Genomic DNA, 21,663 nt, shown 5'->3' with positions numbered 1-21,663 from the left:
AAACCAAGGAGGAACGGCATGGAGACTCACGGATACTCGCAGGAAGAATGGAAGGTGCGTTGCGATCTGGCGGCGCTTTATCGCGTGATCGCGCACTTCCGCTGGACCGACATGATCTTCACGCACATCAGCGCGCGCGTGCCGGGCGCGGACCATCACTTCCTGATCAACCGCTATGGCGTGCTGTTCGACGAGATGCGCGCATCGGATCTCGTCCGTATCGATAGCGAAGGACGTCCGGTCGAAGCGGGCGCGAGCGACGATCCCGGGCGCTATCGCGTGAATCCGGCGGGCTTCACGATTCACTCCGCCGTTCATATGGCGCGTCCCGATGTGCTATGCGTCGTGCATACGCATACGGCGGCGGGCGCGGCGGTGTCGGCGCAGAAGCAGGGCCTGCTGCCGATCAGTCAGCACGCGTTGAAGTACTACGGGCACATCGCGTATCACGATTACGAAGGCATCGCGCTGGATCTCGCGGAGCGGGATCGGCTCGTGAACGATCTCGGCCCGCAGAACGCGATGATTTTGAAAAATCACGGCTTGCTGACGTGCGGAAAATCGATTCCGGAGGCGTTTCAGGAAATGTACTTTCTGGAAAGGGCGTGCGAGATTCAAATTCGCGCGCTGGCGGGCAATGCGGAATTGAATTTGCCGTCGCAGAGGGTTTGCGAGTTGACGGCCGAGCAATATCGCCGCGATGAGTCCGACGGCATCATGGCGCTGCAATGGGAAGCGGCGTTGAGGATGATCGAAGGGAGTGGGAAGACGGATTATAGGAGTTGATGCGCCCTCAATATTTCAATTGCTGGCGGCGGCATGCGCTTTGACTGCCGCCGGCCTGTCCCGCTTGACCCTATGCCGTTCGATAGATACATCTTCCGAACATACAAGATGACGTAATAATTAGTCACTTTCAATGTCCTTCCAGACACTTGAACGAAGGCGTGTTTAAACTTCAGGCTCTCTTACGCTCGAAAGTCTATAACACCCGAAATCGATGAAAGTGAATAATAAAGCACTACTGATCGCTATCCTGGCTACCGTTAGTCTCGCCGCATGTGGTGGCGGCGGCGGTGATGCTGGCGGAGGCGGGGGCAACAATGCACCCGTCAGCGAGAATCACCCCACCCCTGCCAGCGAGACGCAGCCGGATCCAGTAACGCCTGTTGCGGAAGTACCGCCGTCGAATCTCCGCTATCCAGCAAGCCTCTTCACGTTCATCGCCGGAAGACAGATCGCCCCTGTTCGGCCGCTGTCGGACGGAGGCACCGTCACTCAATATTACGTCACACCTCAACTGCCTGATGGATTGAGCCTCGATATCGACAGCGGCATTATCAGCGGAACGCCTACAGGCAGGCAAGAGCGCGTCACCTATACGGTCGTGGGTAAGAACAGGGGCGGTAGCACGACATCTGGCATCGGGATAACGGTCGTACCCGCCCAGGAATGGATGGCTGCCAGCGAAATGTATACGCAACGTACAGGTCCTGGTGTCGCGTTTCTCACGGGCGGCCAAATACTCGTGGCAGGCGGTATGGATCGCGGCAACAATCAGCTCGCCACCGCAGAAGTATTCGACCCAATGGCTCAGCAATGGACTACGACTGGCACAATGAACACTGCGCGAGGCGAGCCGGCCATGACCGCTCTGGCCGATGGCAGGGCTCTGGTCACAGGCGGAAGATTTCTGTCGAATTTTCTTGCTTCTTCTGAAATCTACGACCCGAAGACGGGACGCTGGAGTCTGACGGGAAGCATGAAACAGCAGCGCGTGGGCCCGGCCGCCACGTTGCTGGCCGATGGAAAAGTGCTGGTCGCAGGCGGTTACGCTTTTGGATCAATCGCATCGTCCGAGATATTCGATCCATCGAGCGGCAAGTGGACCGATGCCGGCCACATGACCGACCCTCGCGAGCAACCGACACTCGCACGCCTGCACGACGGAAAAGTGCTTGTTGCAGGTGGCTTTTCGAATGGCGCATACCTTTCCTCATGCGAGCTGTTCGACCCTGCGACCGGAATGTGGTCGCCCACTGCAAAGATGAAGAGCGCACGAGACCAGTACGCTGCAATCACACTGCATGATGGACGCGTGTTTGTCGCTGGCGGTTGGAACTCGGCCGCCGTCGCCGACGCGGAAATCTACGATCCCTCGTCGGGGACATGGACCAGCGCGGGGAAAATGAGCGTCGCCAGAACAGGCGCGTCCGCAGTGCAACTTCCAAGTGGCAAGGTGCTCGTCAGCGGAGGAAGCGGTGATTCGGCGCCGCAATCATCCGCGGAAGTTTATGACCTCGCGACTGGCAAATGGTCTGCGGTCAAGAACATGACCAGCGGCCGAATCTTCCATAAATCGACCATCTTGAACGATGGCGGCGTAATGGCTTTCGGCGGAACGACTTCGAAGACGAGCGAACGCTGGTTCGAGTAAGTTAAGACGGATGTTCGGTTTCCACCTCACATCCGTCGCCGCTATAGCCTAATTGTTGCCGGCCACATACGCCTTCACCGCCGGCAACCCGTCCTTCCCGTCGAACGTCTTCACGCCCGCAAGCCATTTGTCGAGCACCGCCGGGTTCGCCTTGAGCCACTCGCGCGCCGCCTTGTTCGCATCGGTCTTGTTCATGATCGGCAGCATCACGTGATTCTCGATGTCCGTGGTGAATTGCAGATTCGATACGAGCTTCGCGACATTCGGGCAACGCGCGTCGTAATCCGTCGGCGTGACGGTCAACACTTTCGCTTCGCCGTAGTTGGGACCGAACACGTCGTCGCCGCCCGAGAGATAGTCGATCTTCATCTGCACGTTCATCGGATGCGGCTCCCAGCCGAGAAACACGATCGGCTTCTTCTCGCGGATCGCGCGATTCACTTCGACGAGCATGCCCGCCTCGCTCGATTCCACGAGCTTGAACTTGCCGAGCCCGTACGTGTTGTTGTCGATCATCTTCTTGATGACCGCGTTGCCGTCGTTGCCCGGCTCGATGCCGTAGATCTTGCCGTCCAGCTTGTCGTAGTTCTTCGCGATATCGTTGAAGTTCTTGATGCCCGCCTGATACGCATAATCGGGCACGGCGAGCGTGTACTTCGCGCCGGTCAGATTAGGCGTCGTCAGTACTTTGACTTGATTAGCTTTCCTGAACGACTCGATCATCGGGTCCATCGTCGGCGACCAGTATCCGAGGAACACGTCGATCTGCTTGCTCTTCACGCCCGCGAACGTGATTGGCACGGAGGCGATGGTCTTCGTCGGGTTATAGCCGAGTCCCTGAAGGACGGTCGATGCAAGTCCTGTCGTCGCGGCGATATCCGTCCAGCCGACATCCGCGAAGCGCACGTTTCTGCACGCGGCGGGCTCGGCGGCGTTCGCCGCATAGGCACCCGAAAACATTGCCGCAACCATCGACGCGATCCACAAGCGTTTCATCAATCTCTCTCCCAGTTTTTGAAGGCATGGCGAGGCCCGCGCGCGCGACTTCGCCATGCCCGCACGAACCGAAGAAAAGACCAGAAAGACGTCAGGCCGACAAGCGGCGCTCCACGCTCGGCGCGTGGCCGAACTGCGCACGATACGCCTTGCTGAAGTGACAAGGCGAATGGAAACCGCAGATGCTCGTCACCCGCGCGATCGACGCATCCGTGTTGCGCAGCAGCTCGCGCGCGCGGCGCAAACGCAGCGTCAGGTAGTAATGCGTTGGCGATACGTTGAGGAACATCTTGAACATGCGCTGCAAATGCCGCTGCGACAGATGCACGAGACGCGCGAGTTCTTCGAGCGAGAGCGGCTCCTCGATATTCGCTTCCATCAGCCGAACCACTTCGACGAGTTCGGCACGCGAGAAACCGACGCGCGCATCGACGGGAATGTGCTGATAGTCCGTCGATCCGCGTATGCGCTCGACGATGAACTGCTCCGACACTTGCGCCGCGTGCGCCTGCCCGAGCCGCATGCCGACGAGATTGAGCATCAGATCGAGCGGCGCGGTGCCGCCCGTGCAGGTCATGCGATCGCGATCGATCACGAAGAGCTCGTCGGCGAAGCGCACATGCGGGAAGCGCTTGTTGACAGGCGACATGTCTTCCCAGTGCAGCGTGCAGCGATAACCGTCGAGCAGCTTCGCCGCGAGCAGCGCATACGGCCCGGTGCAGATGCCGCCGAGCGGAATGCCCGCTTCATGCGCGCGTCGCAGGAGCTCGATCACCTTGTCATCGACATAATCGGCGACGTGCCAGCCCGCGCACACGATCAGCACGTCCGGCATGCCCGCCTCGTCGAGCGTCACCGTCGGCTTCACGGTGATGCCGTTGCTCGCGCGCGCGGGCTCGCCGTCGGGCGTGATGATCGACCATCGGTAGTGCTGCTCGCGGCCCACGTAGTTGGCCATGCGCAGCACCTCGACCGCGCTCGTGAACGCGATCATCGAAAAGTTCGGCAGCGTGAGAAAGCCGAAGTGCGCGAGATTGGACAACGGTGAATCCGTAACCGCCGGGACGATCGCGTCGCGCTTCATCGCTCGTGCCTTTATCAGCTTTGTTGCGTCGCCGGTTCGCGGCGCACTTTCATCACGCTCTTGAGACCGGAGAGCAGCGGGGCGCGCGCCATGCCGGGCGAACGTCCGAAGCTCTCGGTGATGCGGTCGAGGATGATCGCGAGCAACACCACCGACAAGCCGCTCTCGAAGCCGAGGCCGATATCCAGACGCTGAATCGATGCGAGCACGTCGTTGCCCAAGCCGCCCGCGCCGACCATCGACGCGATGATGACCATCGACAACGCCATCATGATCGTCTGGTTCACGCCGGTCATGATCGAGGGCAGCGCGTTCGGAATCTGCACCTTGTAGAGCAATTGCCACGGCGTGCAGCCGAACGCCTGACCCGCTTCCACGATCTCGCGATTCACCTGCTTGATGCCGAGCGCGGTCAGACGCACGGCCGGCGGCATCGCGAAGATGACGGTCGCGAGAATGCCCGGCACGCGTCCGAGGCCGAACAGCATCGCGGCCGGAATCAGATAGACGAAGGCGGGCATCGTCTGCATCAGATCGAGGACCGGACGCACGCCCATTTCGACGTACTTGCTCTTCGACGTCCAGATGCCGAGGGGAATGCCGAGCAAGAGGCTGATGAACGTCGACGACAGCGTGAGGCCCAGCGTGATGACCATCTGGTCCCAGAAGTTCGTCGCGTAGATCAGCAACAGCGAAGCCAGCACGAACGCCGCGAATCGCCAGCCGACGCGCCACAAGCCGATGCCGACGAAGATCGCCATCAACAGCCACATCGGAATGGCCTGCAGGCCGTGCTCGATCGCCGCGGCGAACGTTTCGATGACCTTGCCGATGGAGTCGAAGGTTTTCGCGTCGTGATCGAGGAGATAGTGGACGCCGTGGTCCACCCAACTGCCAAGCGGAATGATTTCAGACATGGGAACCTCGATGGTGCGTAAGAACCTTCAGGACATTGGCCTTGTTGATCGAACCGCAATACGAACCGTCTGCTTCGACGACCGGCAGCGGCGCCGGGCTCGCGACCACGCGATTCACCACGTCGTCGAGCGTCATGCTGCGCTGGACACATTCGATGGGATTGATCTGCGACGCGGCATTGCCGTTCGCATCGCGTCCGACGAAGCCGCGGATGCGGCGCTGCCCATCGAGCACGAACGCGTAGTCGGCGCTGCCGTTGAGCGTCGCCGCGACGCTCGATGCGTCGATCTGCGGCGCGTGCTTCATCAGCGGCACGGCGTCCGTCTGCATCAGATCGCCCGCGGTCAGATAGCGGCTCGTGTCGATGCCTTCGAAGAACGCTTCCACGTAGTCGTCGGCGGGATTGGTGATGATTTCCTGCGGCGTGCCGATCTGCACCACGCGGCCGCCTTCCATGATCGCGATGCGCGTGCCGATGCGCATCGCCTCTTCCAGATCGTGCGACACGAAGAGAATCGTGCGGCGCTGCTCGCGTTGCAGATCGAGCAGCACGTTCTGCATTTCCTTGCGCTTGAGCGGATCGAGTGCGGAGAACGCCTCGTCCATGATCATCAGCGAAGGATTCACCGCAAGCGCACGCGCAAGCCCCACGCGCTGCTGCATGCCGCCCGACAGTTGCGCGGGCAACTTCTGCGCGAACGGCGCCAGGCCGACCTGCTCGAGCACTGTCATCGCGCGCGCTTCGCGCTCTTTCTTGCCGACGCCCGCGACCTCGAGGCCGAATGCGGCGTTGGAAAGAACCGTGCGTTGCGGCATGAGCGCGAAGGACTGAAACACCATGCTCATGTCCTTGCGGCGCAGGGCCGTGAGTTCCGAGCGCGGCACCGAGGCCACGTCGCGGCCGTCGATCAACACCTTGCCGGCCGTCGGTTCGACCAGCCGGTTGATGAGCCGGATCAGCGTGGATTTGCCCGAACCGGACAGGCCCATGAGCACGAAAATCTCGCCTTCCTTGACGTCGAAGGAGACGTTATGAACGCCGACGATCTGTCCGGTGCGCTTGAAGACTTCTTCCTTCGTCGCGCCACCGGCCAGCATGTCCAGCGCCTGTTTGGGACTGTTGCCGAATACCTTGCACAGTCCTTCGACTACTACCTTGGGGGAATTCATCGAATATCTCCTGGCGTGCGGACGCGCGTCCGCGCTATGCATACATAGTTGCCAGAAAAAAGTCGCATCAGCCGACTATTTGCGACAACCACATGTGGAAATACGACACTGGAATAAGGGGGATGGCGCCGACGAGTAATCGGAGCCTTGCTGGATAACGGTTTGCGGGAAGCGAAGAGAACGATCTTGCGTTTTTTCGCGTGTCGCGCAAATACAAGTCGCGATGTCGTTTTGCGATGCAGGCGGCTTGCTACGCCTGTGTCAGCAAGACGAAAGGGGCGAAGGCTGGCTTAGCGCGTAGAGCGCTTGGGAGAGATGCGTCCGGCAGATAAGCCGAAGCAGGGTGAAATTCGCTAGAAAAACTACAAGAGCAGCAGAAACAGCAGGAATTGGCGGGCGGGTCGTACGGCGTGTGCCGTCGTTTGTTGCTTGCGTTGCTTGTGTTTATGTTTCCCGTGCCGCCGTCAGCGACGCATTACAGACGGATGCCGAATGCGGTGCCGCGTGCCTTGCGTTGACGCTCGGATTCACGGAAACGTGCTTGATACGAGTAGTCTTTGTCCATCGGCAGGTGCGCCGATTCGAACATCGAAGCGAATTTTTGCAGCAGGGCGAAGAGGTAGCTCATGACTGACTCCGGTTAGTGATAGAGGGTTTTCCCTTAGAAAGAATTATAGGGTTAGCCCCGATAGATTTCTAGTGCAATGCAACATTTCTTGGAAAGAAATTTGGTAGTTTTTCTACCTCACCGTCCATTCCGAGCTAGGTGAAAAAGAGGGACGGGCCGGAGAAGCCCATATGACTGAGCTCAGACGCCTATGCGAACGCAGAGCGCGACACGCCGCCGCAAGGCGGGGTGTCGCGGGAATCTGACAGCGGGGATCAGTGCGTCGAAGCAGTGGCGCGACGGTGCCTGCGGTGCGCGCGCGTTTTCGGCGCGGAATCAGGCTGCACGGCGCTGACGGGCTTCATCGGCGAGACGTCGCTGGAATCGCGTGCGATGTCGGATGCGCGGTGCATGCCGACGTTTTCGGAATCGGTATCGAAGAGCGAGGCGAGCGTCGCCTGCTGGTTGAGCATCAGTTGCTCCGCGCGGTCCTGCTGCAGCTTGTTGTCGCGGCTCATGCGCAGCAGCACCGACGTCTGCGCGATGCCGGTCGCCACCGTGACGAGCATCACGCAAACGATGATCGTCAGCATCGTCTTCATGCGGCGCGCGTGGGCCACGGCGGACGTGCGCTGTTCGGCGATGACCGCGTAGAGCGCGTCGATGGTATCGGCGAACGCCGTCGCGCGGGCGCGGTCGAGCTCGGGCGCGGTGGCATTGCGGGCGATGTCCTTCGCAAGCGGCTCGGCGGCGCTGCATTCACCGCGCTCCCCACGATCGCGTGCGATCAGCGCCGAAGCGAGCGCCGCCGGCGACAGCGGTGCGCTTTCCGGCGAGACACACGTGCTGATGCTCGCCGATCGTGTCGCGGCAGCGGCGATCGCGCCGGTTTTCACGGCTGGCACGTCGACGTCGGGCAAATCGTCCTGAAACAAACCCCGCGCCGGCGCGACCGACGCCACGCTCTCGCGCGCGACGCGTTTCGCGACGCCAGATTCCGGCGCGTGGCCGTTCGATTGCACCGCCGCGAGAAACACATCCGGCAACTCGAAGCCTTCGAAGGTGCCCTGGCGGATATCGGTGTTCATCGCCTGAAGATGCGCACGTTCGGCATCCTCGGCGAACAGGTCGAGCGTTTCGCCGCCGCGCGCGCCATCGCTCAACTGGGCGAGACGCTGCGCCGAGCGCGCGGCGCGGGCGAGTTTCTTTTCGGTGTCGACACTGGCTTTCGTGACCTGCACTTCATGCGTTTGCGCCGCGCGCCGGCGGGGTGATGCGGGCGAATCGCCCCGAAGCGCGTCGGGGTCTTTCTTTACTGCGGAATCTGGCATAGGTTCGAAAGGGGCGGCCTCTATGACCGGCGCGCAAGGCACACCGGCGCTTCGGCGATGATTTCGAGAGGCCGCATTGTCGCATGGCTGCGTGCGCAAACCAGCATCCTGTCGGCGATTTCAGGCCGCATCGTCCTCACGGAACTCGCGCACGACGTCGAGTTGTCGCAAGCGTTCGCATATCGCCTGATATTCCGTCGCCGATGCCCGCGACAATTCCACCCGCACCTCGTCGAGATCGGGCGAATCGTCGCTCTGCTGCACGACGAACTGCTTCACGCGCACGCTGCCGGGCCCGAGCGCCTCGTGCAGCGCATGAAAACTCAGCGAGCCGCGTTCGACGAGCATCGTCAGTTGCCGGCGCTGCTTCACGCTGATGAAGCGGCGTTCGAGCGGCTTGATCCCCGCCAGGATGATGAGGATGATCGCCGTCGCCGCGATCGACGCCGTGTAGAGTCCCCCGCCGACGGCCAGCCCGATCGCCGCGACCGACCACAGGCTCGCGGCCGTCGTCAGCCCGCGGACGATTTCGCCGCGCAAAAGAATCGAGCCCGCGCCGAGAAAGCCGATGCCCGACACGACCTGCGCCGCGACCCGCGACGGATCGAGCACGACGTGGTCGTATTTCAGCGCATCCGCGAAACCGTACGCCGACACGATCATGATGAGCGCCGAACCGACGCACACGAGCATGTGCGTCCGCAGCCCGGCCGCCCACGAGAGGCGCTCGCGCTCGAAGCCGATCACGCTGCCGAGCGCCGCGGCCATCACGAGCCGCGACACCAGTTCCATGTTCCCCAACATGTTTCATCCTCCACCGGTTGAGAAGCCCAAAGACGCCGTGCGCTCCGGGCGGCTTTTGCTATGCTTTCCAGTTGCGTGCGCCTCGCATCGCCGTGCGCCCCTCGAAACATTAAGAGCGTTCTTATGCAGGATCAGCAATCAAACACTTCGTCGGCCATGCAATCGACGAACCTGAAATCCGCCGCGCAATTGCGCGCGCATTACGCGAACGTCGTGCTGCCCATCTGGCGCGGGCGCGGGTTCAACGCGACGCTCGGCCTCGCGTATGAAGCCGTCGCGCCGGGCGATCATGCGCCGCTGCCGCCGAAGCGCTATCGCGCGATGGCCTGCGCGCGCCAGCTCTTCGTGTTCTCGGAAGCCGGCGATCTCGCGCACGCCGCGACGCTCTTCGAATCGCTGCGGCACTATTTTCAGGACAAGCAAAACGGCGGATGGTTCTACAGCGTGGATGCGAGCGGCGCGCCGTTCGAGCGTCAAAAGGATCTCTACACGCATGCGTTCGTCGTTTTCGCGTGCGCGCATTATGCGAAGAAAAGCGGTTCGGCCGATGCATTCGCGCTGCTCGATGAAACGTCGCGGCTCGTCGAGGTGCGCTTTTCGAGCGGCGGGGACCTGTTGAACGCGGCGCTTTCGGAAGACTTCGGCGCGACGATCGAAACGCCGTTGCAGAATCCGCTGATGCATCTCGCCGAAGCATGGCTCGCCGCACGCGAAGCCACCGGCGATGCCGCCTACGACCGGCGTCTCACGCTGCTCGCGCAGTCCGTCGCGGACGCGTTCGTGCACGGGCCGAGCGGCTCGATCGCCGAATTGCCGATGGGCACGGCGGGCAATCGGCTGGAGCCGGGACATCAGTTCGAGTGGTACTTCCTCGCGCTGGGAAGCAGGCATCCCTCGTTCGAGGCGGCAGGTCTAAACGAAGGACTCGTGCGCGCGTTCGATTTCGCGCAGCAGCGCGGCGTGGATCATGAAACGGGCGGCGTGTATGCCGCCATCGACGAAGCCGGCCATGTGATCGACGGCACGCAGCGCATCTGGGCGCAGACGGAATATCTGCGCGCGCTGGCCACGCGCGGCGACGCCGTCGGTGCGCAGATCGAGCGCTTTCGCGCGCGCTTTCTGCACGAAACCGGCTGGGTCGAATGCCGCTCGGCGCAAGGCGAGATCAGCCGTGCCGAAATGCCGTCGACGACGCCGTATCACCTCGCGACGTCGTACGCGGCGCTGCCGCTCTGAATCAAATCAGGCGAGCTGAAACACTGAAACCGCCGCCTTCAACTGCCGCGTCTGTTCGTGCAGCGACGACGCGGCCGCCGCGGCCTGCTCGACGAGCGCGGCGTTCTGCTGGGTCATCTCGTCCATCTGCGTGACGGCCTGATTGACCTGCTCGATGCCCACGCTCTGCTCCAGCGACGAGGCGCTGATCTCCGCCATCATCTGCGTGACGCGTGAAATCGAAGCCGATACTTCGCGCATCGCCGCGCCCGCGCGCTCGACGAGCACGGAACCGTCGCTCACCTGCGCGACCGATTCGCCGATCAGTTCCTTGATTTCCTTCGCCGATTGCGCCGAGCGCTGCGCGAGGCCACGCACTTCGCCCGCCACGACCGCGAAGCCGCGCCCTTGCTCGCCCGCGCGCGCCGCCTCGACGGCCGCGTTCAGCGCGAGGATGTTGGTCTGGAACGCGATGCCGTCGATGACGGAAATGATCTCCGCGATCTTGTCCGAACTCGATGCGATGCCGCGCATCTTCTCGACGACATCGTCCACCACGCTCGAACCACGCGAGGTCGCGTTGAGCGCTTCGCCCGCGAGCGTGTTCGCCTCGCGCGCGTGCTCCGCGTTCTGACGCACCGTCGCGGTCAGCTCTTCCATGCTCGATGCGGTTTCTTCGAGCGAAGCCGCCTGATTTTCCGTGCGCGCGGACAGATCGGCGTTGCCGCTCGCGATTTCATCGGCGCCGAGATTGATCGAATCGGATGTCTCGCGCACGGTCTTCACGGTGCTCGCGACGCTGGCCTGCATCGTCGCGAGTCCCGCGAACAGGCGGCCGATTTCGTTCGTGCCGCGATTTTCGATGCGCTCGTCGAGACGTCCTTGCGAAATGCGCTCGAAATGGCGGCCCGCTTCCTCCAGCGGCTGAATCACGCCACGGCGCAACGCCACGTGCACGAGCGCGATCCCCGCGACGAGCGCCGCCAGAATCGCGATACCCACCGCGCGGAACCATGCGTAACGCGTGTCGATCGACGAGAGATAGCCGCGGCCGGCCGCATCGCCGAAATTGACGAAGTTCTGCTGTTCCGCGAGATAACGGTCCTGGAAACCTTGCGTCGGTTGATCGAGGAACGCCTGGATGTTGCCGGCGTCGAGATACTGGACGAGTTCGCTCAAAGCCTTCGAATAGTCGGCGTATTTCGCCCGCAGCGCGGTCATGCGCGCCGCATTTTCCTCGCCGGTCTTCGGCGCGTTCAGGAACGCGGTGAACGCCTTGTCCGCCGCCGCGATCTGCTCGCGCGCGTGCTGAACGATTTCCGTCGGCTCGGTGCCGCCGCGCACCATGCGTGTGCCCGCGCGCGAGAGGTTGATGCGCGCGTCCATCAGATGCTGCGTGGTCTCGTTGACCGCGTTGACCTGCTTGAGGGCGATGTCGGACAGGCTGCCGACATCGTCATGCGTGCGCGAGAGCGACCAGAAGCCGAGCCCTTCGGTCACTAGTTGAAAGAGACAGAACACCACCAGCACTGCGAGCAAACCCGATGAAACCTTGATCTTTCCGAACATCACTTGCACCCACGCTTTCCGAATTTAGGCCCGCTGACTGCGGGGACACTGCGGGTTTACGGCAGGCGCGCCGGAAAGCTTGAATCGTTTGCCCGAAGGCTTGTCTACGCCAATGCAGGCGATGCGCCCTCTTCGCGCGATGTCATCGGCGGGACGCGCATGCCGGGCGAAACGCAGCATTGCACAATTTTTGCGTGACTTCCTTGCAGTGCGCGCGAACGCTTCCTATTGTCTTTGCAGGACGGCACCGAACCCACCCAAGGAGTGTCCGAATGGCCGAAATAGTCGATATCGCGCGCGGTGCGCTGAATGCGCAACCGTTCAGCGCCTTGCTCGGAACCAAGCTGATGCAGGTCGATTCAGCAAGTCTCACGCTGTGCCTGACCATCAGGGACGAGCTCAGGCAACAACACGGCTTCGTACACGGAGGGGTGGTGAGTTATCTCGTCGACAATGCGCTGACCTTTGCGGGCGCACTGCGGCTCGGGCCGAAAGTCGTCACCGGCGAGTACAAGATCAACTATCTGCGCCCGGCCGTCTCGGGCACGCTAATGGCGCGCGCCCGCGTCGTCCATGCGGGCATGACGCAGGCGACCTGCCAGTGCGACGTGTTCGTCACCGACGGCGGCGCCGAGCGGCTCGTCGCGGTCGCGCAGGGCACGATCACGCGCATCGGCGAAAGCGTCTCCGCCGAGCCGGTCTATCACGCCTGAATCTTCGATCTCAATCTCCGTCCTTCAAAGCAAAAACCTCGCCGCGGCGAGGTTTTTTGTTGGCTGCGCGCGTGCGCGTCACTGCGCCGCGACGGTCTTCTGCGTCTGTTCGCCGAGGCCCTGAATGCCCAGACGCATGGTCTGGCCGGCCTTCAGATACACCGCTTCAGGCTTCACGCCCATGCCGACGCCCGGCGGCGTGCCCGTTGAAATGACGTCGCCCGGCTGCAGGCTCATCACCTTCGACAGATACGCGACGAGTTGCGCGACCGTGAACACCATCGTCTTCGTGTTGCCGTTCTGATAGCGCTTGCCATCGACTTCGAGCCACAGATCGAGCTTCTGCGGATCCGCGACTTCGTCCTTCGTGACGAGCCACGGACCGATCGGGCCGAACGTGTCGAAGCCCTTGCCCTTGTCCCATTGCGTGCCGTGCTCGAGCTGCCATTCGCGCTCGGAGACGTCGTTGATCACGCAGTAGCCCGCGACATAATCGAGCGCGCTGGCTTCGTCGACGTATTTCGCCTCCTTGCCGATGACCACGCCCAGCTCGACTTCCCAGTCGGTCTTGACCGAGTTGCGCGGAATTTCGACATCGTCGTTCGGGCCGTTGATCGCGCTCGTCCACTTGTTGAAGAGGACCGGCTCGGTCGGCACCGGCAGGTTCGATTCGGCGGCGTGATCCGCGTAATTCAGCCCGATGCACACGAACTTGCCGACGCGTCCGACGCACGGCCCGATGCGCGGATTGCCATCGACGACGGGCAGCGATGCGATATCGGTGTCGCGCAGTTTCGCCAGGCCCGCTTCGGTCAGCGTCGCGCCGGCGATGTCATCGACGACCTTCGACAGGTCGCGAATCTTGCCCTCGGCGTCCAGCAGACCCGGTTTTTCCTGACCCTTGGGGCCGTAACGAAGCAGTTTCATCTGGTTTGATCCTCCTGGTGCGGAAAAAGAATGAGGGGATGGTCAGTTCGACCAGCCGCCATCGATGACATGAATCTGGCCCGTCGTGAACGACGACTCGTCCGACCCGAGATAGAGCGCGAGCGCCGCGATCTCTTCGGCGCGGCCGACGCGCCCCATCGGCTGGCGCGCGACGAACGCCGCCTGGATCTGATCGACGCTCGCGCCCTGCGCCTTCGCCTGCTCCGCGATGCGGTCCTTCAGCGACGGCGATTCCACCGTGCCGGGACAGATCGCGTTGCAGCGGATGCCGCGCGTGACGAAATCGGCGGCGACGGACTTCGTCAGCCCGATCACGGCCGCCTTCGACGCGCCATATACGAAGCGATTCGGCACGCCCTTCACGCTCGACGCCGCCGACGACATGTTGATGATCGAGCCGCCGCCCTTTTCCAGCATCTTCGGCAGAAACGCGCGAATCGTACGATACATCGCACGGGCGTTCAGGTCGAAGGCGAAATCCCAGTCTTCCTCGCTCGCTTCGAGAATCGAGCCGGCATGCACGTAGCCCGCGCAGTTGAAGAGCACGTCGATCGCGCCGATTTCGTCGGCCAGCGCGTTGATCGCCTGCGGATCGCGCACGTCGAGCGTGCGCACGTCGAATGGCTTCCCTTCGAGCGATGCCGTGCGGATATCCGTGGCGATCACGCGCGCGCCCTGCGCCGCGAAAAGCTCGGCCGTCGCGAGCCCGATGCCTTGTCCCGCCGCCGTGATCAACGCCGTCTTGCCTGCCAGTCTTTGTACCATCTACTGCTCCAGTCGAAAGTGTTTTTGAGACATGCCGGGTATATCAGCCGTTTCAGAGACGGTAGAACGCGCGGGCGTTCGCGCCGAAAATCGCGGCCTGCTCGGCTTTTTCAAGATGCGACGTGAGGTTCTGGGCCGTGCTGTGCCATGCAGTGTAACTGCCGTTCATATCGAGCACGGGCCAGTCGCTGCCCCACATCAGGCGCGCGGGACCGAAATGCTCGACAAGATGCGCGACGTAGGGTTTCAAGGTTTCGTCGGTCCAGTTTTCGCCGGATTCGGTCGCGAGGCCCGAGAGCTTGCAATGAAGTTTTTGCGGCAAGGCGGCGAGTTGCGCGATGCCATCGGCCCACGGTTGCCAGCCGGATGCGAGGCCGTCGCGGATCGGCGGCTTCGCGCCATGATCGACCACGACGCGCAACGCCGGATATCGCTCGACGAACTCGATCAACGGGGGCACATGCCGCGCGAAGATCAACGCATCGAAGGCGAGATCGAGATCGATGAGACGCTCGATCGCATCCTCACGCGGCGCGTGTGCGATCCACGTATCGTCAGGCAAGTCCTGCAGCATCGGGCGCACGGCCTTGAACTTCGGCTCGCGCGCGAATTCGTCGATGAACTTCGGCGCATCGGGCGAATCGAGCGGCACCCAGCCGACGACACCCGCGATCGACTCTTCATTGCGCGCGAGATCGAGCAGATAGCGCGTTTCATCGAGCGTCGGCGCGGCTTGAACGACGATTGTGCGTTGAACGCCGACAGACTCGCGAAGCGGCGCGAGATCGTCGGGACCGAATACGCGATAGAGCGGCTTCATGTCCGGCGTGAGCCAGCCATAGTCGCCGCGCGATGGATCCCAGTAATGCTGATGTGAGTCGATATTCATCGCGGCACCGGCGCGTTCGCGTGCAGCAGACCTTCGGCGCGCAACGCGTCCCAGAGCGCGGGCGGAATCGGCGTCGCGAACGATGCCGCGTTCTCGCGCACTTCGTCCGGCGTGCGCGCGCCCATCAGCACCGTGGCCACGACTTTATGCGCATAAGGAAACTCGATGGCCGCCGTGGACAGCGCGACGCCATGCGCACGGCACACCCGCTCCAGCTTGCCGACGCGCTCGACGATATCCTTCGGCGCATCGCCGTAGTTGAATTTGAGATCGCCGTGCGCGTGCGCAGCGAGACCGCGCGCGAGAATGCCCGAATTGAACGCGCCGCCGAGCAGGATGCTCACGCCTCGTTTCTCGCATTCGGGCAGAAGATCGTCGAGCGTGTCTTGCTCGAGCAGCGTGTAGCGGCCCGCGAGCAAGGCGCAGTCGATGTCGAATTCGGCCAGCGCTTGCATCACGGCCGCGCCTTCGTTCACGCCGAGGCCCACCGCTCTTACGCCGCGAGACTGCTTCAACTCTTCGAGCGCGCGAAAGCCGCCTTCATCGGTGAGCTGCTTCCAGTAGTGCGCGTTCTTCTCGCCATGCGTGACGCGGCCGATATCGTGTATCAGCACGATGTCGATATCGATCATGCCGAGGCGCATCTGGCTGTCTTCAAACGAACGGATGATGCCGTCGTAGGTGTAGTCGTAGATCGCCTGGAACGGTAGCGGCGCGGCCCAGCCTTCGCTGCCGTCGTAGGCGCTCGTGCGCGGGACGAAGCGCCGGCCGACCTTGGTCGAGAGAACGAACTCGCCACGCGGATAACGCCGCAACGCGTCGCCCAGACGATGCTCGGCCTTCGTGTGACCATAGTGCGGCGCGGTATCGAAGTAGCGGATGCCGGCTTGCCAGGCGGCATCGACGGTTGCGCGCGCCTCGTCTTCGGTCAATTCGTGATACAGCCCGCCGAGCGGCGCGGTGCCGAGCGCGAGCGCCGTGACTTCCAGCGCCGTGCGGCCGATCGTGCGCCGGCGCGAGACTGCCTGCGTGTCTCCTGTCATGTGCGACCCTCAGTCGATACGTTCAGTTTGAAACGATCTCCACGGTGCGAGACGCCACAGTAACGCGTCCCACGCCGCCGGGCAAACACGCGGGCCCGACCGGTTCGAAGGTTTTGTAAGTCAGGATGAATTCCTGATGCCCGAGCGCCTCCGATTTCGATGCGGCGCCCGCCGCCACCGCAACGGTGACATCGACGATTTCGCGGCCCACTTCGTCGAGCGTCGCGCGGCCTTCGAGAATGCGGCCGGCGTCAACGTCCATGTCGCCGGACAGGTTGCGATACGTCGACGGATTCGCGCAAACCTTGATAACCGGCGATATCGCCGAGCCGACCACCGAGCCGCGCCCCGTCGTGAAGAGAATGACGTGACAGCCGCACGCGATCAGCTCGCCGATCTCCGCGTTGTCGCTGATATTGGGAAAGCCGAAGCGCGGCTCGCCATCGGGGACGACATCGAGCAGATAGAGCCCGCCCGTCGGCGGCACATCGCCCGGCTTGATGATGCCGACGATCGGCGACGCGCCGCTCTTCGAATATGCGCCGAGCGATTTCTCTTCCTGCGTCGTCAGCCCGCCGTCCGCGTTGCCGACGGAAAACGAGCCGTGGCCCATCGTCGTGTAGTAGCGCGCGGCCTTCTGCACGCATTCGACGATCGCGTCGCCGAGTTCGGGCCGCGCCGCGCGCCGCTTCATATGGAACTCGCAGCCGACGAGCTCGCCCGTTTCCTCGAAGACGCACGACGCGCCCGCGTCGATGAACGCATCGAACGCGCGGCCCACCGCCGGATTCGCCGTGATGCCGCTCGTGCCGTCCGAACCGCCGCAAATCGTGCCGACGATCAGTTCGTCGAGCGCCATCGGCACCTTGTGTTGCTGCGCGAGCGTCGCACGCGCATCGCGCACCCAGTCGAGTCCGTTCTGGATCGTGCTGCGCGTGCCGCCTTTTTCCTGAATCGTCAGCACGGCGGCGGGCCGCCCGCTCGCGCGCACGGCATCGGCGAGATAGTGCTTGTTCATGCTCTCGCAGCCGAGCGACACGAACAGCACCGCGCCGACGTTCGGATGCGTGCAGATGCGCTCCAGCATTTTTTCGGCGTAGCTGTTCGGGTAGCAGCCCGGAAAGCCGATCAAATGCACGGGCGATTCGGCCAGCGGATCGAAGGAATCGAAGTCATCGAACGATGGACGGAAGTGCGTGACGATCTCGCGAGCGACGTGATGCGCGCATTCGACGAGATACGCCACCGCGATTACATTGCGGATGCCCTTCCTGCCGTCCGCGCGCGGATAGCCTTGCAGTGCGTGACTGTTCATGAGTGTTCTTCAGTGCTGTACGTAAGCGTGCCCGGCATCGTGCGTGTACGTCGGGATGTAGTCGCTTTCCAGATTGTGCGTATGCAGATGCTCGCCGCACGCGACATCGGCATTCACGTGACCGATGATCGCGCCGTAGCGCAGCACCTTGTCGTCTTTCGCGAGCGCCCGCCGCGCGATCTTGTGCGCAAGCTCGATGGTCGCCGCGAGCGTGACGGCCTCGCCTTCGATCATCAGCGTTTCGCCCGCTGGCAAACGCGCGGCGGCGATCAGGCAGTTGTCTTCCGGACTCAGCAGAATGAGGCGCGGGTCGGTGGTTTTTTGCATCGTCGATATCGTCAGTTTTGTCCTTCGCCGCCCGCGATCCGCGCCACCATCAGCGAGCCGAGGATGATCGCGCCGTAAATCGCCTGAATCCAGAACGAAGGAACCTGCGCAAGTGTCAGGAGGTTTTGCACGACGCCCAGCAGCAAAACGCCTGACAGTGCGCCGAGCATCGTGCCCTTGCCGCCATCGAGCGAGATGCCGCCGATCACCGCCGCGGCGAACACCGTGAAGATCATGCCGTTGCCCTGGTTCGCGTTGATCGCGCCGACATAGCCCGTGACGACGAGCCCGCCGATCGACGCGAGCACGCTGCCCAGAATGAACACGCCCCACGTGATGCGCTCGACGCGAATGCCCGCAGCGCGCGCCGCTTCGGGATTGCCGCCGATGGCGTATAGCGCGCGCCCCAAGCGGTGATAGCGCAGCATGAACGCGGCCACCGCGAACGCCGCCGCGGCGAGCCACACGGAAATCGGCAGGCCGAGCACGAGCGTGGTCGCGAGCGTGAAGAACGACGGTGGCATGTCGAAGAGCGTGCCGCCCTTCGTCGCGCCGACGAGCATCCCGCGCAGCACGATCAGCATCGCGAGCGTGACGATGAACGCGTTCAGGCGCAGCCGCACGACCATGAAGCCGTTGACGAAGCCGATCAGCGCGCCGACCACCACGATCGCCGCGAGACCGGCCGCCGCTGGCCACTCGAGACCGAAGCCCGCCGACGCCGCGGGCATCACGAGCATGGCGCCGACGGCGGGCGCGATGCCGACCGTCGATTCGAGCGACAAGTCGAACTTGCCCGTCAGCACGATCAGCGATTCGGCGAGCACGACGAGCGCGAGCGCCGCCGACGCACCCAGAATGCTGATCAGATTCGCCTGCGTCAGAAAGCTCGGGCTGACGAACGCGCCGATCGCGAGCAGCAACGCGAGCGCGGGCAACAGCGCGAGATCGCGAAACCGCGCGAACTCGATGCGCGGGCGCTGGCGTTGCATCGGCACGCCGGCCATCGCGGGACTGGAAACGTCATGCTTCATGGAGAGACACTCCTTCGACGGATGCGATGAGTTCATGGTCCTGCCATCCGGCAGAAAATTCGGCGGCGATCGCGCCGCGGAACATGACGAGGACGCGGTCGCAGGTGCGCAGGTCGTCGAGTTCGCCGGACACGACGAGCACCGCCTTGCCTTCCTCGCGCACGCGCTCGACGACACCGAGCAGCGCTTCCTTCGATTTCACGTCCACGCCCGCGGTCGGATCGATGAGCACGAGCACGTCGGGATCGGTCGCGAGCGCGCGCGCCATCACCACTTTTTGCTGATTGCCGCCCGACAGGCCCGACACGACATGCTCCGGCCCTTGCGTCTTGATGCCGAGCGCCGCGATCATGCGACGCCCGAACGCGTTCTTCTTCGCCGGCGACGCGATGCCTAAGCGCCCGAGCGTGCGCGCGATCGTCATCGACGCGTTCTCCGCGACGGACTGCGTGAGCACCAGACCCTCGCGATGCCGGTCCTTCGGCACGCAACCGACGCCATTCGCCAATGCGTCGGGCACGTCGCCGGGCGTGAGCGTGCGGCCGTCGACCGCGATCGTGCCGCTGCGCTGCGCCTTCAATCCGGCGATGGCTTCCGCAACGCTCGTGCGACCGCTCGTCGTCGCGCCCGTCAGGCCGATGACTTCGCCGCGTCGCACGGTGAAGCTGATGTCGTCGTAGTCGGCGCCGCAAAGCTTGGACACGGAAAGCGCGATCGACGCATCGGCGGCCAAAGGCGCGCGCGTCGCCGCATCGGCGACAGCGAGGCCGCCTTGCTCGCCCGTCATCGCTTCGATCAGCTTGTCGCGCGGCAAAGCCGAAACCGGTGCGCTGACGATATGCCGCGCATCGCGCAGCACGGTCACCGCCTGACAGATTTCGTACACCTCTTGCAAGTGATGGGAAATGAACAGGAAAGTGACACCTTCTGTCTGCAACTCTTCGATACGCCTGAAGAGACGCTTGATCTCGTCGCCGTCCAACTGTGCAGTCGGCTCGTCGAGGATGATGAAGCGCGCACCATACGACAGCGCCCGCGCGATCTCGACGAGTTGCCGCGCCTCGACGGTCAGATCGCCGGCGCGCGCGTCCTCGCGCACGTCGATCTTCCAGTGATCGAGCAATGCGCGCGCGTCGCGACGCATCGTGCGCCAGTCGATCACGCCGCCGCGCCGATGCTGCCGGTTGATGAACAGGTTCTCGGCGACCGACAGCTCGCGGATGATCGTCGAATGCTGATAGACGCACGCGACGCGCTCGCGCCATCCATCGCGATCCGCGAGCGGCGGCGCAGGCTCGCCGCCGAAGCGGATCTCGCCGGCGTCGGGACGGCGCAATCCGGTGATCATCGAGACGAGCGTCGACTTGCCCGCACCGTTGCGCCCGACGAGCGCGTGCGACTCGCCGGGCAAGACGCGCATCGTGACGTCCGACAGCGCCGCCGTCGAACCGTAGCGCTTGGTCAACCCAAGCGCTTCCACCACGGGCGCGCTCATTTGATGGTGTTGCCCCAGAGGGACTTGTCGTCGACGTTGGCTTTCGTCACGAGCGGCGCGGGCAACTGGTCTTCCAGAATGCCGGGCGCGCGCTGGACGATCGTGCTGCCGTGATCCGTCGGGCCGGGCTTGAAGGTTTGTCCTGCGAGCGCCGCCTTGATATAGAAGAGGCCGTACTTCGCGTACAGATCGGCGGGCTGCGAGATGGTCGCGTCGATTTCGCCGCGGCGGATCGCATCGTATTCCTGAGGGATGCCGTCATTGCTCACGATCACGATGTGCTTCGGATCGCCCGCCTTGACGAGCAGTTGCTTGCGACGCAGCGTCTGGAGCGTCGGCGACAGATAGACGCCGCCGGCCTGCATGTAGATCGCCTTCACATCGGGATTCGCAGTCAGCAGGCTGTCGAGCGCGGTCGCGGCGGCGTCGCCTTTCCATGCGGCCGGGATTTCCAGAAGACTCAGCGACGGATATTTCTTCAGGCACTCGCGAAACGCCTCGGACCGGTCGCGGCCGTTCACCGACGCCAGATCGCCCATGATCTGCACGACCTTGCCCGACTTCACGTGTTCGCCGATGTACTCGCACGACTTCGTGCCGTACGCGCGGTTGTCGGCGCGCACGACCATCGCGACTTTGCCCTGCGTCGGCGCGACGTCCACCGCGACGACCGGCACGCTCTTCGCCGACGACGCATCGAGCGCCCGGCTGATCGCCGCCGAATCCAGCGGCCCGACGACGATGCCCTTCGCGCCGAGGTTCAGCAGGCTGTTCATGTCGGTGATTTGCTGCGCGGGGTCGCCGTTCGAATTGACGGGCGCGAGGATATCGAGGCCCATCTCCTTCGCGTATTTCGGCAAGTAGTTGTTGTACGACTGCCAGAACGGCGATGTCAGCAGCGGCAGGCCGAGGCCGACTTTCCCGCTATCGGCTGCGTGGGCCAGGCCGATGGTGCCGGCCGCGGCGATGGCGACCGCAAATGTCTTCGTGAATCTCATGCGTT

The 21,663-nt window shown here is 63.3% G+C and carries 21 protein-coding genes; 4 read left to right on the top strand and 17 right to left on the bottom strand.

The genetic code is table 11. The features are described from left to right. Positions 1 to 18: 18 nt before the first annotated feature. Positions 19 to 786 carry a class II aldolase/adducin family protein gene (locus NCS28_RS21480; RefSeq protein ID WP_250515776.1) on the top strand — a complete coding sequence of 256 codons (768 nt, stop codon included), beginning with the start codon at positions 19 to 21 and terminating at the stop codon, positions 784 to 786. 214 nt (positions 787 to 1,000) lie between these two features. Further along, positions 1,001 to 2,437 carry a Kelch repeat-containing protein gene (locus NCS28_RS21475; protein ID WP_250515775.1) on the top strand — a complete coding sequence of 479 codons (1,437 nt, stop codon included), beginning with the start codon at positions 1,001 to 1,003 and terminating at the stop codon, positions 2,435 to 2,437. Positions 2,438 to 2,485: 48 nt separating this feature from the next. Here NCS28_RS21475 and NCS28_RS21470 read toward each other — a convergent pair whose 3' ends face one another. From NCS28_RS21470 to NCS28_RS21440, 7 genes are all read right to left on the bottom strand, one after another. Beyond that, positions 2,486 to 3,433, bottom strand: coding sequence for a choline ABC transporter substrate-binding protein (locus NCS28_RS21470; protein WP_250515774.1), 948 nt, complete (start codon positions 3,431 to 3,433; stop codon positions 2,486 to 2,488). Between the two features lie 91 nt (positions 3,434 to 3,524). Beyond that, complete coding sequence (locus tag NCS28_RS21465) at positions 3,525 to 4,517, bottom strand: GlxA family transcriptional regulator (protein WP_250515773.1); 993 nt, start codon at positions 4,515 to 4,517, stop codon at positions 3,525 to 3,527. A 14-nt stretch (positions 4,518 to 4,531) separates the two neighbouring features. After that, on the bottom strand, positions 4,532 to 5,434 hold the full coding sequence (gene choW / locus NCS28_RS21460; RefSeq protein WP_250515772.1) for a choline ABC transporter permease subunit: 903 nt from the start codon (positions 5,432 to 5,434) through the stop codon (positions 4,532 to 4,534). Then, on the bottom strand, positions 5,427 to 6,605 hold the full coding sequence (locus tag NCS28_RS21455; protein ID WP_250515771.1) for a quaternary amine ABC transporter ATP-binding protein: 1,179 nt from the start codon (positions 6,603 to 6,605) through the stop codon (positions 5,427 to 5,429). The genes choW and NCS28_RS21455 overlap by 8 nt, the downstream gene beginning before the upstream one ends. A 475-nt stretch (positions 6,606 to 7,080) precedes the next feature. Next, positions 7,081 to 7,233 carry a hypothetical protein gene (locus tag NCS28_RS21450; protein WP_167357790.1) on the bottom strand — a complete coding sequence of 51 codons (153 nt, stop codon included), beginning with the start codon at positions 7,231 to 7,233 and terminating at the stop codon, positions 7,081 to 7,083. Positions 7,234 to 7,487: 254 nt separating this feature from the next. Then, the gene (locus NCS28_RS21445; RefSeq protein WP_250515770.1) at positions 7,488 to 8,543 is read right to left on the bottom strand and encodes a hypothetical protein; all 1,056 of its coding nucleotides are present in this window, start codon (positions 8,541 to 8,543) and stop codon (positions 7,488 to 7,490) included. A gap of 120 nt (positions 8,544 to 8,663) precedes the next feature. Then, the gene (locus tag NCS28_RS21440) at positions 8,664 to 9,347 is read right to left on the bottom strand and encodes an MgtC/SapB family protein (RefSeq protein WP_250515769.1); all 684 of its coding nucleotides are present in this window, start codon (positions 9,345 to 9,347) and stop codon (positions 8,664 to 8,666) included. A gap of 156 nt (positions 9,348 to 9,503) precedes the next feature. Here NCS28_RS21440 and NCS28_RS21435 point away from each other — a divergent pair, with 156 nt between their 5' ends. Then, positions 9,504 to 10,583 carry an AGE family epimerase/isomerase gene (locus NCS28_RS21435; RefSeq protein ID WP_502801227.1) on the top strand — a complete coding sequence of 360 codons (1,080 nt, stop codon included), beginning with the start codon at positions 9,504 to 9,506 and terminating at the stop codon, positions 10,581 to 10,583. A 6-nt stretch (positions 10,584 to 10,589) separates the two neighbouring features. Here NCS28_RS21435 and NCS28_RS21430 read toward each other — a convergent pair whose 3' ends face one another. Continuing rightward, on the bottom strand, positions 10,590 to 12,131 hold the full coding sequence (locus NCS28_RS21430) for a methyl-accepting chemotaxis protein (protein ID WP_250515808.1): 1,542 nt from the start codon (positions 12,129 to 12,131) through the stop codon (positions 10,590 to 10,592). Between the two features lie 272 nt (positions 12,132 to 12,403). On the opposite strand from NCS28_RS21430, the gene NCS28_RS21425 reads away from it, so the two are divergent. Next, complete coding sequence (locus NCS28_RS21425; RefSeq protein ID WP_061120443.1) at positions 12,404 to 12,844, top strand: PaaI family thioesterase; 441 nt, start codon at positions 12,404 to 12,406, stop codon at positions 12,842 to 12,844. Between the two features lie 78 nt (positions 12,845 to 12,922). On the opposite strand, the gene NCS28_RS21420 is transcribed toward NCS28_RS21425, so the two are convergent. Genes NCS28_RS21420 through NCS28_RS21380 form a run of 9 tightly spaced genes read right to left on the bottom strand, consistent with a single transcriptional unit; the run spans position 12,923 to position 21,658 of the window. Further along, entirely contained in the window at positions 12,923 to 13,771 is an 849-nt protein-coding gene (locus NCS28_RS21420) for an ureidoglycolate lyase (protein ID WP_250515767.1), read from the bottom strand. A 42-nt stretch (positions 13,772 to 13,813) separates the two neighbouring features. Continuing rightward, positions 13,814 to 14,557: an SDR family oxidoreductase gene (locus tag NCS28_RS21415; RefSeq protein ID WP_250515766.1), complete on the bottom strand. Its 744-nt coding sequence runs from the start codon at positions 14,555 to 14,557 to the stop codon at positions 13,814 to 13,816. 52 nt (positions 14,558 to 14,609) lie between these two features. Beyond that, positions 14,610 to 15,446 carry an amidohydrolase family protein gene (locus NCS28_RS21410; protein WP_250515765.1) on the bottom strand — a complete coding sequence of 279 codons (837 nt, stop codon included), beginning with the start codon at positions 15,444 to 15,446 and terminating at the stop codon, positions 14,610 to 14,612. Continuing rightward, positions 15,443 to 16,489, bottom strand: a complete 1,047-nt coding sequence (locus tag NCS28_RS21405) for an aldo/keto reductase (protein ID WP_250515764.1) — start codon at positions 16,487 to 16,489, stop codon at positions 15,443 to 15,445. The genes NCS28_RS21410 and NCS28_RS21405 overlap by 4 nt, the downstream gene beginning before the upstream one ends. 22 nt (positions 16,490 to 16,511) lie before the next feature. After that, positions 16,512 to 17,804, bottom strand: a complete 1,293-nt coding sequence (locus NCS28_RS21400) for a UxaA family hydrolase (RefSeq protein WP_250515763.1) — start codon at positions 17,802 to 17,804, stop codon at positions 16,512 to 16,514. 9 nt (positions 17,805 to 17,813) lie between these two features. Continuing rightward, entirely contained in the window at positions 17,814 to 18,131 is a 318-nt protein-coding gene (locus NCS28_RS21395) for a UxaA family hydrolase (protein ID WP_250515762.1), read from the bottom strand. Positions 18,132 to 18,142: 11 nt separating this feature from the next. Beyond that, positions 18,143 to 19,165 carry an ABC transporter permease gene (locus NCS28_RS21390; RefSeq protein ID WP_250515761.1) on the bottom strand — a complete coding sequence of 341 codons (1,023 nt, stop codon included), beginning with the start codon at positions 19,163 to 19,165 and terminating at the stop codon, positions 18,143 to 18,145. Continuing rightward, positions 19,155 to 20,660, bottom strand: coding sequence for a sugar ABC transporter ATP-binding protein (locus NCS28_RS21385; RefSeq protein WP_250515760.1), 1,506 nt, complete (start codon positions 20,658 to 20,660; stop codon positions 19,155 to 19,157). Before NCS28_RS21385 ends, NCS28_RS21390 begins: the two co-directional genes overlap by 11 nt. Beyond that, positions 20,657 to 21,658, bottom strand: a complete 1,002-nt coding sequence (locus tag NCS28_RS21380; protein WP_250515759.1) for a sugar ABC transporter substrate-binding protein — start codon at positions 21,656 to 21,658, stop codon at positions 20,657 to 20,659. The genes NCS28_RS21385 and NCS28_RS21380 overlap by 4 nt, the downstream gene beginning before the upstream one ends. Positions 21,659 to 21,663: the final 5 nt, after the last annotated feature.

Source organism: Caballeronia sp. INDeC2 (genome assembly GCF_023631325.1).
GTDB lineage: Bacteria > Pseudomonadota > Gammaproteobacteria > Burkholderiales > Burkholderiaceae > Caballeronia.
Note: the sequence above shows the minus strand (reverse complement) of the source record. Positions and strands in the feature narration are given on the sequence as shown.

Coding starts and splice junctions, on each gene's coding strand:
- NCS28_RS21455 (WP_250515771.1), bottom strand. CDS start 6,605: ATGAATTCCCCCAAGGTAGTAGTCGAAGGACTGTGCAAGGTATTCGGC.
- NCS28_RS21410 (WP_250515765.1), bottom strand. CDS start 15,446: ATGAATATCGACTCACATCAGCATTACTGGGATCCATCGCGCGGCGAC.
- NCS28_RS21400 (WP_250515763.1), bottom strand. CDS start 17,804: ATGAACAGTCACGCACTGCAAGGCTATCCGCGCGCGGACGGCAGGAAG.
- NCS28_RS21415 (WP_250515766.1), bottom strand. CDS start 14,557: ATGGTACAAAGACTGGCAGGCAAGACGGCGTTGATCACGGCGGCGGGA.
- NCS28_RS21465 (WP_250515773.1), bottom strand. CDS start 4,517: ATGAAGCGCGACGCGATCGTCCCGGCGGTTACGGATTCACCGTTGTCC.
- NCS28_RS21385 (WP_250515760.1), bottom strand. CDS start 20,660: ATGAGCGCGCCCGTGGTGGAAGCGCTTGGGTTGACCAAGCGCTACGGT.
- NCS28_RS21420 (WP_250515767.1), bottom strand. CDS start 13,771: ATGAAACTGCTTCGTTACGGCCCCAAGGGTCAGGAAAAACCGGGTCTG.
- NCS28_RS21425 (WP_061120443.1), top strand. CDS start 12,404: ATGGCCGAAATAGTCGATATCGCGCGCGGTGCGCTGAATGCGCAACCG.
- NCS28_RS21475 (WP_250515775.1), top strand. CDS start 1,001: ATGAAAGTGAATAATAAAGCACTACTGATCGCTATCCTGGCTACCGTT.
- choW (WP_250515772.1), bottom strand. CDS start 5,434: ATGTCTGAAATCATTCCGCTTGGCAGTTGGGTGGACCACGGCGTCCAC.
- NCS28_RS21390 (WP_250515761.1), bottom strand. CDS start 19,165: ATGAAGCATGACGTTTCCAGTCCCGCGATGGCCGGCGTGCCGATGCAA.
- NCS28_RS21430 (WP_250515808.1), bottom strand. CDS start 12,131: ATGTTCGGAAAGATCAAGGTTTCATCGGGTTTGCTCGCAGTGCTGGTG.
- NCS28_RS21445 (WP_250515770.1), bottom strand. CDS start 8,543: ATGCCAGATTCCGCAGTAAAGAAAGACCCCGACGCGCTTCGGGGCGAT.
- NCS28_RS21435 (WP_502801227.1), top strand. CDS start 9,504: ATGCAATCGACGAACCTGAAATCCGCCGCGCAATTGCGCGCGCATTAC.
- NCS28_RS21395 (WP_250515762.1), bottom strand. CDS start 18,131: ATGCAAAAAACCACCGACCCGCGCCTCATTCTGCTGAGTCCGGAAGAC.
- NCS28_RS21405 (WP_250515764.1), bottom strand. CDS start 16,489: ATGACAGGAGACACGCAGGCAGTCTCGCGCCGGCGCACGATCGGCCGC.
- NCS28_RS21380 (WP_250515759.1), bottom strand. CDS start 21,658: ATGAGATTCACGAAGACATTTGCGGTCGCCATCGCCGCGGCCGGCACC.
- NCS28_RS21470 (WP_250515774.1), bottom strand. CDS start 3,433: ATGAAACGCTTGTGGATCGCGTCGATGGTTGCGGCAATGTTTTCGGGT.
- NCS28_RS21450 (WP_167357790.1), bottom strand. CDS start 7,233: ATGAGCTACCTCTTCGCCCTGCTGCAAAAATTCGCTTCGATGTTCGAA.
- NCS28_RS21440 (WP_250515769.1), bottom strand. CDS start 9,347: ATGTTGGGGAACATGGAACTGGTGTCGCGGCTCGTGATGGCCGCGGCG.
- NCS28_RS21480 (WP_250515776.1), top strand. CDS start 19: ATGGAGACTCACGGATACTCGCAGGAAGAATGGAAGGTGCGTTGCGAT.